General features: G+C 68.0%; 13 protein-coding genes. 3 read left to right on the forward strand and 10 right to left on the reverse strand.

The genetic code is table 11. The annotated features are described in order from the left end of the window. Positions 1-129: 129 nt before the first annotated feature. A complete protein-coding gene (locus tag ACWER9_RS07610) occupies positions 130-801 on the reverse strand; it encodes an HNH endonuclease family protein (protein ID WP_452301032.1) in 672 nt (223 codons plus the stop codon). A gap of 281 nt (positions 802-1,082) precedes the next feature. On the opposite strand from ACWER9_RS07610, the gene ACWER9_RS07615 reads away from it, so the two are divergent. The 3 genes from ACWER9_RS07615 (at position 1,083) to ACWER9_RS07625 (ending at position 5,523) form a co-directional block, all read left to right on the forward strand. After that, entirely contained in the window at positions 1,083-3,860 is a 2,778-nt protein-coding gene (locus tag ACWER9_RS07615; RefSeq protein ID WP_452301019.1) for a BTAD domain-containing putative transcriptional regulator, read from the forward strand. Then, on the forward strand, positions 3,857-4,768 hold the full coding sequence (locus tag ACWER9_RS07620) for a DUF2637 domain-containing protein (RefSeq protein WP_452301020.1): 912 nt from the start codon (positions 3,857-3,859) through the stop codon (positions 4,766-4,768). The genes ACWER9_RS07615 and ACWER9_RS07620 overlap by 4 nt, the downstream gene beginning before the upstream one ends. Before the next feature lie 590 nt (positions 4,769-5,358). After that, the gene (locus ACWER9_RS07625; protein ID WP_396795261.1) at positions 5,359-5,523 is read left to right on the forward strand and encodes a hypothetical protein; all 165 of its coding nucleotides are present in this window, start codon (positions 5,359-5,361) and stop codon (positions 5,521-5,523) included. A 93-nt stretch (positions 5,524-5,616) separates the two neighbouring features. On the opposite strand, the gene ACWER9_RS07630 is transcribed toward ACWER9_RS07625, so the two are convergent. The 9 genes from ACWER9_RS07630 to ACWER9_RS07670 all read right to left on the reverse strand — a co-directional run bounded on the left by ACWER9_RS07630 (position 5,617) and on the right by ACWER9_RS07670 (position 11,904). Then, complete coding sequence (locus ACWER9_RS07630) at positions 5,617-6,309, reverse strand: hypothetical protein (protein ID WP_452301021.1); 693 nt, start codon at positions 6,307-6,309, stop codon at positions 5,617-5,619. Further along, positions 6,306-6,713, reverse strand: a complete 408-nt coding sequence (locus ACWER9_RS07635; RefSeq protein WP_452301022.1) for a hypothetical protein — start codon at positions 6,711-6,713, stop codon at positions 6,306-6,308. Before ACWER9_RS07635 ends, ACWER9_RS07630 begins: the two co-directional genes overlap by 4 nt. 651 nt (positions 6,714-7,364) lie before the next feature. Beyond that, positions 7,365-8,597: an AlbA family DNA-binding domain-containing protein gene (locus ACWER9_RS07640; protein ID WP_452301033.1), complete on the reverse strand. Its 1,233-nt coding sequence runs from the start codon at positions 8,595-8,597 to the stop codon at positions 7,365-7,367. 173 nt (positions 8,598-8,770) lie between these two features. Continuing rightward, positions 8,771-9,403 carry a hypothetical protein gene (locus ACWER9_RS07645; protein ID WP_452301034.1) on the reverse strand — a complete coding sequence of 211 codons (633 nt, stop codon included), beginning with the start codon at positions 9,401-9,403 and terminating at the stop codon, positions 8,771-8,773. Between the two features lie 210 nt (positions 9,404-9,613). Next, positions 9,614-10,009 (reverse strand): hypothetical protein, encoded by a 396-nt coding sequence (locus ACWER9_RS07650; RefSeq protein ID WP_452301023.1) that lies wholly within the window; start codon positions 10,007-10,009, stop codon positions 9,614-9,616. Next, positions 10,006-10,671 carry a hypothetical protein gene (locus tag ACWER9_RS07655; RefSeq protein ID WP_452301024.1) on the reverse strand — a complete coding sequence of 222 codons (666 nt, stop codon included), beginning with the start codon at positions 10,669-10,671 and terminating at the stop codon, positions 10,006-10,008. The genes ACWER9_RS07650 and ACWER9_RS07655 overlap by 4 nt, the downstream gene beginning before the upstream one ends. Next, complete coding sequence (locus ACWER9_RS07660) at positions 10,671-11,087, reverse strand: hypothetical protein (protein ID WP_452301025.1); 417 nt, start codon at positions 11,085-11,087, stop codon at positions 10,671-10,673. Before ACWER9_RS07660 ends, ACWER9_RS07655 begins: the two co-directional genes overlap by 1 nt. Positions 11,088-11,110: 23 nt before the next feature. After that, entirely contained in the window at positions 11,111-11,443 is a 333-nt protein-coding gene (locus tag ACWER9_RS07665; RefSeq protein WP_452301026.1) for a hypothetical protein, read from the reverse strand. Then, positions 11,440-11,904 carry a hypothetical protein gene (locus tag ACWER9_RS07670; RefSeq protein ID WP_452301027.1) on the reverse strand — a complete coding sequence of 155 codons (465 nt, stop codon included), beginning with the start codon at positions 11,902-11,904 and terminating at the stop codon, positions 11,440-11,442. The genes ACWER9_RS07665 and ACWER9_RS07670 overlap by 4 nt, the downstream gene beginning before the upstream one ends. Between the last annotated feature and the right edge of the window lie 148 nt (positions 11,905-12,052).

The raw sequence follows: 12,052 nt of genomic DNA on the forward strand, positions 1-12,052 counted from the left end.
GTTCGGGCCCGCCGCAGGCCGGCCAGTTCTTATGAAACAGGCCCTAATCGCTGCCTGGCGGACGAGCCTGACAACGCATCCGGACAGCGGCAGCATCCTGTGCGATGCCGCCGCTGGCCGATGTTGTGGTCAAGAGCTGCAGGTGTTGAGCACGGCCTGTAGCGCCGACTTTTCCGACGATTGCAGCCTCAGGCCCCAGTTGTACTTCACCGCGATCCACATCTTGCTGTACGTGCACCGGTACGACGACAGGGGCGGCTGCCACGTGGAGGGGTCTTGGTCGCCCTTGGACTGGTTAACGTTGTCCGTGACCGCGATCAACTGCGGGCGGCTCAGGTCGTTGGCGAAGCTCTGCCGGCGGCTGGTGGTCCAGGAGTTCGCGCCGGAGCGCCACGCCTCTGCGAGGGGGACGACGTGGTCGATGTCAACGTCGGAGGCAGCCGTCCAGGTCGCTCCGTCGTACGGGCTGTACCAACGCCCTGAGGTGGCCGCGCAGGAGCTGTCGACGACAACGGAGGTGCCGTCGCGTTTGAGGACCTGCTCCCGGGTGTTGCAGCTACCGCTGATGGTGATCCAGTGCGGGAACAGGTCCCGGGAGTAGCCGCTGGTCGAGCCCTCTGTGGCCACGGTCAACGCGTTGAGCTGCGATTGCGCTGTCGCCTTCGACGGGATGCCCGGCGGCATGGCGGACACCGGCCGCGCGCTGACGCCAACGAAGCCAGCGCTCGCGACGACTACGGCGGCGGCAACCGCGACGGTATGCATAGCGCGGGGGAAGCGGGCAGAGAGTCGTATCCGCATAGCGGCCTCCTCGACATCGGGTAGACGGCAATCGTCTACAGCGATCATGGCCATCGAAGAGCGTGTTTGTGAAGAGAGGAGGAAGCGGCAACGAATCCGCATCGTCGCCTCACTCGCCCACGTCGCGAGGCACGGAGGTACGGCAAGGCCGTGACCTGCGGATGTAAGGCCGTGTAAGGCCGTGTGAGGTGCTGTTAGCACCGGCATCGGTATCAGCAGCCCATCCAGCTCCTACGGTCTGTCTCACCGACCCCTTGCGCACCTCGGGAGGGAGACATGCCATGGCGAGACGAACCTCAGCATTGCTCGTACGCGCCGGTACCTTCGTGCTCGCACTGGCACCGCCGGTGCTGATCTACCGGGCCGGCTGGATCAGCCCCGGGATGGTGACGGCGGACCAGTTGCGCGTGTGGCTGAGCCAGCCACTGAGCGGCGATTTCCTCGCCTTGCTAGGGCAACTCGGGGCCTGGCTGCTGTGGCTGCTCCTTGCCGTTGCTATCGCGGAGCACATCCACCAGTACCTCGCCGATCGCCTGCGGTGGCACGTCGTGCTGCACTTACCCCGACCACTGCAAACGCTCACGGCGGTTCTGCTGGGCAGCACTGCCGTCACCACGATGGCCGCTTTGCCCGCTGCCGCCGACAGCACCACCGCGATGGACGCCGAGCCGTCACCAGACGCCCCATCGTCTGTAGGCGAGGGGCGACCTACTCCCGACGCCCTGGGTGCCCCGCCGGCTCCCGCATCACGATTGCCACACGGGGAAACTCTGGGAACGCTGCCGGCCCTAACCGTCTCCGTCCGATCCGCCGCGCCGCCGGCCCTTCGCCAGGATGCAGGTGCCAACATGGCTCGTTCCACCCCGGGTGGGACGTGCCGAGTCGTCGCCGCAGACACCCTGTGGGATCTCGCCGCGAAGCATCTCGGTGACCCAAAACGCTGGCAAGAGATATACACCCTCAACCGGGGGCACAAACAGGCAAACGGCTACGCCCTCACCGACCCCGACGAGATCCACGTCGGGTGGACACTCGCGCTCCCCGCCCGTGAAACCACACCAGCACCTGCCCCACCTGATCCCACCCCTGGCAGCCCTGACGTCGCGGCACCCGGGACAACCGACACCGCGCCCACCGCGCCGCCGTCGGCACCGCCAGCCAGCGCCATACCGGCCCCCGACAACAAGACAACGAGCACGCCGAGGCCGCCCACCCCCGCGCCGGCCACGCCGAGCGTCCCGGCCGACGGTGCGGCGTCCGCCTCCAAATCGCCATCCGATCAACCAGGCGACGAGGCTGGGGTCGCACTGCCGACGCAGGGCTGGATCAGCCTCGGCTTGGCCGCCGCCATCGCCGCAGTAGCAGCCCTGCTCCGTCTCCACCGACGCCGCCACGCCCGGCTGATCTTCCCGGCACCCATTAGCCCTGGGCCGCAACCCACCCCGGCTCCGCCGTGGCTCGTTGACGTCGAGACCATCGGCAGCCGCGACCTCAGCACCGCCGTTGATGACCACCGCCGTGCCAGCCATCCCGTGCCGGCTCCTGTCGGCGTCGACCTTGAGGGCAACGAGGTGAACCTGTTCCACCTGCCCGGTCCCGGCCTCGCCCTGACGGGAGCCAACGCCATCCCGGCAGCGCGCGCCGTCCTCGCCGCCGTCCTGACCACCGGCGTCACCGACAGCGCCACCGCCCGCCCGATAGTCGTCACCACGGCAGACCTCCTCGCCCGACTTCTGCCCCCAGGTGCCCCGCTGATAGGGCTGGACCCCGACGGCACCGCCTACGACGGAGAACGCCTCGTCGTGCTCGCCGACACCGCCGCGGCGGTCACCCACGCCGAGGAGGAAATGATCGGCCGTCGCCGGCTGCTGGACACCTTCCACGCCAAGACGATCACCGACCTCAACGCCCGCACCGACCACGCCGAGACGCAACCGCCGTACGTACTGCTCATCGAGTCCCGACCCCGGCACGCCGCCCGCCTCCAGGCCGTCGCCACCCACCGCGCCGCCCTGGACCTGCACCCCGTCATCCTCGGTTCGCACGATGGCATCCCCACCGTCGAGATCAGCCCCGAGGGCACCGCCACCGGCGACGAACCGCATCCGGTGACCCGGCTATCCACCCTCGGCGCGGATGACCTCGCCGCCATCCTCTCGATGCTCACCGACGCGATAGCCCGCCCCGAGGCCGGCGCTGACGTCGACGACCCGCCCGCCGAGATCTCGCCGGCCGCGGCGACCGTCGAGACGAACGAGGTGGTACCGGTCCAACCCGACGACGCGGCGGCCTTGGTCCGCCTCCGGGTACTCGGCCCGGTCACCGTCGCCACCGACGCCGGGCCGATCGCCACCGGAATGCGCAGCGGCTCCTACACCGCGCTCGCCGTCCTCGCCGCCCACCCCGCCGGCCGCACCCTCGACCAGCTCGCCGCCGACCTGCACCCCAACGCCGACCCGGCCGCCGCCGTCAAACGCGTCCGAACCGACATCACCACCGCCCGGCGGGTGCTGCGCGCCGCCACCGGCCACGAGGACCCAATGTTCATCGTCTACGACCCCGCCACCAGCCGATACCACCTCGACCCCGAGGCCGTCACCGTGGACCTCTGGCAGATGCTCACCGCCATCGACCAGGCCACCACCACCGACGACGACGCGACGATGCTTACCGCGCTACGCCGGGCGGCCGAGCTGTACGGGGGCGACTTCGCCGAAGGCCACGACCACACCTGGGCCACCGACTACGCCACCAGCTACCGCCACCAAATCCTCACCGCCTACGCCCGCATCGCCGAAATCCTCGAACCCGACCACCCCGACCAGGCCATCGCCGCCCTCGAACGCGCCGCCGACCTGGACCCGGTCAACGAGGAGCTATGCCAGCGGATCATGCGTATCCACGGCCGGCAGCAGCGACCCGATGCCGTGCGGCGCACCCTGCGCCGATTGGAGGAACGCCTCGCCGACCTCGGCGACGCCGATCCGTCCCAGGCCACACGGCGCGTCGCCGAACGCCAACTCCGACCCGTCGCCCCTGCCAGTGGAGGACGGCCATGAACGACAGCCAGCTCCAGCGGATGCAATGGTCCGTGCGGGCGACGCTGGCCCTCGGCGTGGCCGCCTCGGTCACCGCGAACATCCTGCACGCACAAGCGAACCCGATCTCCCAGGCCATCGCGGCGTGGCCACCTCTGGCCTTGCTGATCACCGTCGAGCTGGTCACCCGGGTACCCGTCTACCGGCGTTTACTCGGCGTCATCCGAATCGTCGCCGCCTCGGCTATCGCCGCCATCGCCGCGTGGATCAGCTATCACCACATGGTCGGAGTCGTCGCCCGATACGGCGAGACCGGCACCGTGCCCTACCTCCTACCGCTCTCGGTGGACGGGCTGATCATCGTCGCATCGGTCTCACTCGTGGAACTCGCCGCCCACCGCCGCGAAGGCGAAAACCAACCGCACGCCGTGCTAGCCGAGGCACCAGCGGCACCGGCACCGGCCGAGCGCGCCGCAGCGGCACCTGTCGAGCCCCCGACTGGTACCAGCGAACTCTCGCCACCCGATCGGAGACCGCTGCCCGAGCGCCCTACCGTCGACGTCGATGTCGACAGGTCGCGTCTCGGTGAGGCTCCTGACACCGCCGAACACCCGGAAGGCGACCACAAATCAAATGTCAACGAGACTGGCCATGACCTCGACACGGAATCTCACGACGACGACTCGTCCGACGACGCACACGATGCTGGTGTGGACCTTGCCCCGGATCTCGTACCGCTGCTGCCCGCCGCCCGCGCAGCCCGCGACGAGCTGATCCGCGAAGGCCAGACCGTCAACCGAGATGCCCTCGCACGTCGCATACGCCAAAACGGCCACTCGATCCGCAACAGCGCCGTGTCGGAACTTCTCGCCACGCTGCGCCAGGAGGCGCATTCGGTCAACGGCTCCCGCTTCACCGCATCGGTATAACGTGCCGTCGCCAGTGCACCGAACATGATCAGACGCGCGACGAAGCCGCAGCTGAACGAGCCTGGCCGAGCGGCCAACGCCGCCCGGCCACCGCACCCGCAGCACTACCGCCCTGGTGCACGGAGTGCCGCCACGACGACGCCGACCCTTTCTCACCTGGGGCACTCCTGCACCGAGGCGTGGCGGACAGGGTGCACGTTTACGACCGGGCTTGCCTCGTTGAGGCAAAGGTGAGTGTGGCGTTTGGGGACATGGCCCGAGTTGGATCGGCACCGATCCCGCCGACCTGGAACGCCTCTACGTCGAGTTCAGTGTTCCGGCGGAGGACGGACCTACAACTAAGCCTTAACCCGGAGCACGCTCGCGGCCTCACCGCCGCCCTGCTCCGCGCCGCCGACGCCGCCATTCCAGGCGACGCCCCGCAGTGACACACACCAAACGAGCGACGACGCTCCACCCTCGAACGGAGCCCTGAGTCGTAACCCTGGCCTGGGGCCAGCGGCGGTCTTGATCGCACCGTCGAGGTCAGCGTGGATAGGCACGGCTGCCCGAACGGGCACCACGCCGAACGCTGCCAGAAGGGATTACACATGACCGCCACAACGCCCGGCCTCCGCACGATCGAGGTCGCTGACGACGTCTACGACGTGCTGAAGCGCACCGCCGACAGCCGAGAGACCGACATCAACGGCGCGCTGCGCTACCTGATCGAGGTTCCGACGCCTCGGACTGACGCAGACGACGACGAGGACTGAGCCAGCTCGCAGGATGGACATGTCGCCGGGTCCGAGCGCTGACCCGGCGACATGTCGTGCCGATTGAGTGCGGGGTCCGACCAAAGTTGTCGCTTAGGTGGCGTTGACCATGATTACGATTACTAGGACAGCGAGCACTATTGCAGCGACGAACCCCGCGATAGCTCCGTACCCGAACCACTTGGCCGAATACTTATCTCGGAGATTTGCCTCGACCTGCCTTGCCATTGCCAATTCGCCTGCTGCCCGCTGCATCGCTGTCGCAGTTTGACTCCACTGACTTGCGTGGGTCTTTGATGCGCGAAGGGCGCCGGAGGTGGAGCTTATTTGCCGGAGTACGTCCTCAAACCTATCGGCGACCTCCTTCAGTTCACCAGCGGTGTGGGTAAGGCTGCTCGCTACTTCTGGGTTGATGTTTCGTGCCGCCTGTGCGATCCAGGAGGCGGTGTCCTCATTGATGCCTTGGCCACCTTGCCAGATCCAGGAGGCGGTGTCCTCATTGATACCTCGGCCACCCTCGTGGATCCAGTGGGCGGTATCCGCGTTGAGATTCTGCGCTACGCCCGCCAAGGTACGCACCGTCTCTGGCGGTATCAAGCCTTCATCAAGGGCCTTACTAAGCAGTGCACCAACCGGCGGCAAATCGTTGGAGATCTTAGCGAGGGCGGCCCTAGTTCTGTCGTCCACCATCTCGATGTTGCCGAAGTTGTGGCCAGCAACGAACGGCCCGGGGCCAAAGTTGCTTTGTTGTACCGGAGGATTGTGTTCAGGGAAGGATACCGTCACTCGACTTTCCGCCCTGGAGCCGAGCTAATACTTCCGAAGTTGTGTCCGGCGATAAACGGCCCCGAGCCGTAGTTGTTCTGTGAACCAAGGTTGACCACACTCGCCGGGACTGGGGTAGTCGCGAGAGCGTTGACTTCGGCGCGCAACTCGGGATGAGCGGCAAGGAGAGATGTGAGCAGTACGCTCCACCGCGCCCTGATGTCCGATTCAGTTGCGGTCCCCAGCGCCAAGGCGGCACTGTCCTCCTCCAATGCTCGAAGGGGCAGCGAGTGCCGGGCTTCCCTTCCGGTACGGAAGATCCTCGACACCCAAGCACGCAAGGCATCCGCGTGGCCGTTAAGCATGTAAGCAACGATGTTGCCGGTCGCTCCGGTGATGATCGCGGTTGTTGCTTCGTCGAACACCTGTAGCGCACCCCTCGGACGTGGCGTGTTGGCGCCACGCCGATGCTGACTCGTTGTGGCGCGCCGACTACGAACGCACCTGACTCTAGGTCTGGAGTGCGACGCGAACCTGTCACGACACCCCTCGATCTCGCGCCACAAGTGCACCTTCCTCTAATATGGGCTAGTTGTCGTCTTGGTCAGATGCTGGGGCAGCAGGATTGGCAGCGGTCGCTTGTAGGCACTGGCGAGCAACCGGTGCGCGGTGCGTTAAGTGATGCCGAGCTGTTCAATCAACACGACACCGAGGCCCCCTGGTTACGCCCGGTAGGGCGTGATCCACCCGTCGAGGTCAGAGTGGGCATAGGCACAGCCACCCGAACGGACACCGCGCCGAACGCGGCTAGGAGGGACGACGCATGATCGAGAGAGCGCCCCAGCCTCCGTACGATCGAGGTCGATGCCGACGTACGGCCGGCTGCATCGCACCGTCGCCAGCCGAGGCACGGACCAACGGCGCGCTGAGCTACCTCATCGAGGTACCGAAGGCGCCGGTATACCGCGCGGGCCGATGACGAAGAGTGACAGCGAGCCGAGCGCCGCCGGCGAAAAGGACCGGCGGCGCGCCATCTCAAATCGCAGAGTTACGCCCTAGCCGTGTTAGAGCGACGATCACTCCTCGACCTCGTGGTCGTCGTCAAGATTCTCCAAGTCAAGGGTGCTGGGATCGACCGTGATGGTGAACTCACCGGTGAGCCGTCCACGGACTTCGGCGGCAGTTGCGGACCATGTTGCGGTCAGTGTGGCGTCCGGTTCTTCCAGTACGAACAGTGGCACCGGTTCCAGGTTCACGGATTCTTCGGCACGCAACTCGAAGTCGTCGTACTCGATCGTGACCGAGCCGCTGTCTCGCACGGTGTACGAGGGACCTGGGCCGGGATATACGGGTGCGGGGATGTGCGCCGCGAAGTTGTATGCCGAGAGGTGTGGGACGAGATTGCGAACAAAGGGCGTGCCGAGTGGCTTTGGGGGACGCGGGGCGCCAGGACGGTCGCCATCCAGGGCCTCCACCAGTTCCTCGGGGTAGCCATTCACCTGACCAGGGACATCGACGACAAGCCGAATGGCGGTGTAGCCAACGTCGGTCGGGTTGGTCACGGTCAAGGTCAATGAGGCTGGCTTGTGTCGGAACAGGTCCCAAAATCCACGACCTTGAAGAACTTCCTGTGCCCCGTCAAGGAATTCTTCGACTTCTTCGGCGTACTGCTCCTCGGTACGGGTGTCTCGGACCGGTCCTAGGAACCCGGTGTGCACGCCCACCATGCCTACGCTGGGCTGCCGAGCGGACTGGTGGCGCGCGGCAAGGAGAACTGGGCGGCGCTGTTCCACCCACTGGTTCACCGCGTCGTGAATGTCGGGCGACTCCTCAATGGTCGACGGGGTCGCCGCGACGGTCATCTGCAGCCTCTGAGTACGTTCGAGCAACCGAGCCTGAAGCAGGTCGAGATCGCCGGGGTTGGCTGGGTCGGTGCGGCCGGCGTGCCGGACGAAGACGGTGGCGGGTTGGAATTTATCGATCTGCTTACGGAGGCAGTGGATGGGGTCGCCGGCCTTCGGCGGGTCGACGATCACGACGAGTACCTGTCTCCCGTCGACCGTGACGTGCTCCGGTGTCCACTGCACCACGTCGCCGACGTGGGGGCGCACCCGACCGATCAGGGTCTCCAGGTCGACCGTCGCTACACCCTTGATCGCGCCGGGCTCCACGCCAACAAGGAGGTAGCCGAATCCGCCAGCCCGCTGAGCGGCGGCGGCCGGCTGACGGTTGGCCAGTCCGATGATGTGCTTGACGATATGAGCCAGCCCGGCCGTCGTAGTCAGGTCGAGGGTCGACTTCCACTCGATCCACCGATGCTCGTCGTGAGGATCGGCGCCCTCACGGCCCGGACGAGGGCGGTGAGCTGGCTCGGACGCAGCAGCGGTGCGGAGGTGTCAATCTGGAGGACCACACGGCAACGATAGGAGAGACCGCCGACGAAAGCTCAGCCGTTATCGGCGGCTGGTCGATGAGTGGCACGTTATCGGCGGCGTTCGGCCGCGCCGCGCGCCTCCGACAGCAACCGCTGCGCAGTCCGCTGCCGAATGCTGAGCCTCCGCGCCAACTCCACCCCGAGTCCACGCCGGGCCCGCCCGGCGGCGTCCGCCTCGTTGAGCAACTCCAGGGCGGCCCGAAGCCGGAGGTCGTCCGCGTACGGGTGCGGCTTGCGGGCACCGGTGGTGCCGGGGGCGCGGCCGGTGGACTGCCGGCCCGTACGGGCGTCGGCCACGGCCCACACGGTGCGCCGGAACCACAGACGGCGCACCCGCCCGTCCGGCAGCACCTCAACTCGGTCAGGGTGGTCATACAGGGTGTCGGGCAGGTTGCGATACGAGCCGTATCCGAGGACCCTCGCCGCCGCGCCCGAGCCGATGAGGTCTTCGGAGTCGCCGCGGCGGTCGACCTTCGTCAGCTCGGCGCGTTTCGCGGCCTGGTGCGCGGTGTGGAATGCCTCGATGTCGTCGAGCCAGAACCACTCGCGGCCGTCGTGCTGGAAGCCTTCGGGGAAACCGAACCGGGCGCGGTGGCGGTCCCAGTGGTTGACCGTGGAGTAGGCCGCGTCGGTGAAGGCGGCGACTTCGGCCCGGTCGAGGGCGATCCGTCCGCCGATCATGCGTCGTGCCACGTCCCCATCCTCCCTCCGGCGGGGGCTCTCTGCCGGCGCCGTGCCGTCGAGGCGGCTACGGCTCGCCGTAGGATCGGCGGCACGCCCTGGCTCGGGTAGAAGCGGCCGTGTGTCCGCAGGCGGCCCGGAGTGGGCGAGGTGGCCGGTCGGGAATTGCACGCACCCTCGGGTGTGCCCGCCGGCCACCGACCCACCCGGTTACCTCGATGGGCGCAGCACCTTCCATGCCACTTGCGCCATGCGGTCGATGCGCAGCGCGGCCAGTTTCGCGCGGGTGGCGGGTTTGATGGCGTCGTACACGGTCAGGATCGCGGCGGCGGTGGTCGCGTCCACCAGCACCCCGTCGATCTTGCGGCACGCGCCGCCCTTCGCCTCCCGCAGCAGCTCGATGACGCGGGGGTCACCTGCGGTGGCATCGTCGGGGAGCGCGTCGATGTCGGCCAGACCTTCGCAGTCGGGGCAGGTGACAAGGTGGGGGTCCTCGGTGATGCGGCTCAATGGCACGTCATCGGTCCCGCACACCGGCCCCATCTGGCGGCGGGCCTTCGCGTGAGTAAGGGCGGGCCACCCGTGGCGCCCCGTGTTGTCGGTCATGGTGCCTCCCCCGCCGGGTGGGTACCGGTGCCGATTGGGTGGCCGGGCGCGATGCGGCCTCGGCCGGGGGCGAGGGTGTCGAATACGGCGGAGTACCTGTCGTGGAGCTGGCCCCGGGTCCGCATCAGGTGTTTGCCTCGGGTGAGCTTCGCGGGCATGGCGTCGGCCACACGGCCGATCAGGCCGTAAAGGTCGCGGGCCTCGATGAGGTCGGCGCACCCGTTGCAGGCCGACCAGCGTTCGCCCCATGCCTGGGTGAAGGCGTGCTCGGTGTCGGTGCGGCGAACCCGCGCCGCGTGGTGCCGAGACTGGTAGTCGCCCACCGCGACGATCTGTGCGGTGACTCGGCGCGCGTCGGTGACCTGGTTGGCGCATCGGTAGATCCACGCGGCGTCTGGTGCGGAGCAGAAGTCGCACTGGATGATCGGGTCGGGGATCTCAGTGATGGGTACCGGCTCGGGGCGGTGGTCGCTGCGCTGGCCGCGCTGCTCGGCCGCGTGCAGGTACTCAACGATCACGCCCAGGTCGTTGAGACGGATGTTGAGGGCTCGACGGCAGCGGCGGCAGTAGAGCGACTCCGGGACCGGCGCCGTGCTCAGGTGAAGTGCTGCCGCCTCGGGATGACGGGCGGACTCCTCGGGGTGCGGGATGTGCGGTGGCATTACTGGTCGCCTCCGTCCTGGTCGCGGGTCAGCGGCCAAGCGGGGTTGGTGGGGTCGAGGGTCAGCCCGAGGCGCAGGCTGGCGAGGTCGACCAGCCGCCGTAGCAGGCTCGCGGTTCCGGTGCTGAGGTCGGCGTCGTAGTCGTGGGCGATGCGGCAAGCGTCGCGCACCGCCCCGGCCGCCTTGGTGAGCGCGGTTTCCAGGTCGGCGCGGTCGTCGGCCCGGGTGGCTCGCCTGACGATCGCGGCCGGGTAGGTGCGCTCGTCGCCGTTGGGGAAGCGGAGGGTGTAGCGGCGGGCGTAGGTGGTGTGCGGGGTGGAATAGCGGACGTCGGTGACGGTGCCGAGGCGGTACTCGACGGCGTCGGACGGGCTGATCACCCGGGCGGTGTCGCCGTACTCCAGTGATCGGTACATCACAACTCCGTTCAGGGTGAGAGCTAGCTGGTGGGGTGATCGATCTCGCCGCCACCGTTGACCTCGAACGCGATGAGGCGGTCATCGGTTTCGGTGGTGTCGGCGTGCAGGTACAGGCCGTCGGCGCGGCGTTTCACGCCGATGGAGACGCCGTGCACGTCGAGCACCACGTATGCGGTGCGGTCGCCGGGCTCGCCCGGGTAGACGCGCAGGTTGAGGTGGGTGAGCATGTCGGCGCAGACGGGGTCGATCGAGCCGAGTAAAGCGAGTGCTTCCGCGAACTGCTCGGTGCTGACCGTGCGTTGCCCATCGCCGATGCAGTCGGTGTGCTCCGAAGGGTCGATCCCGTTCGTCATGCCGGTGACCCGCCCTTGTGAACAGGCTCGCTACCGGCGTTCGTGTCGGGTGGGAAGGTGGCGAGGATGTCGCCGAGGGTGCCGCCGCCTCGTTGGTCGGTCAGGGTCGCGAGGGCGATGAGGGCGGTGCCGAGGGCGACCGCCTGCGCGGGGCTGTACCGCACGCGCACCGGGGCGGCGTCGAGGGTGATGGCGCGGACCTCGACGTGACGTCGCTGCCAGAGGGCGACGGGCAGCTCCTCGTCTGGCGTGGCGGTGACGGTCCCGGGCAGTGCCTCGTTCAATCCGGTGCGCAGCGCTTCGCGTCGTTGGGCGGCGATGCCCTTCCAGCTCGATGCCTTCAGCGTGAGAGCGGTGCGGTCGTCGCCGGTGGCGCAGGCCGCGCGGACGTGGAAACGTTCGGCGTTGCCGGTCGCCTCGGCGAACTCGGCGGCAAGGTTGAACAGTCGTTCTGCGGTCATGCGGAAACTCCGTGGTGAGTGCGAGGGGTGACGTCGCCGGGTGCCGCGCGGCCCGGGGTGCGACCGTGGCGGCCGGCACGGCACCCGCGGGCAGCGAATGGCGGGGGGGGGGCCGGCGGCCCACACCCGAAAGGAAAAGAGACGGGGA

The sequence above is a fragment of the Micromonospora sp. NPDC003944 genome (assembly GCF_053605225.1).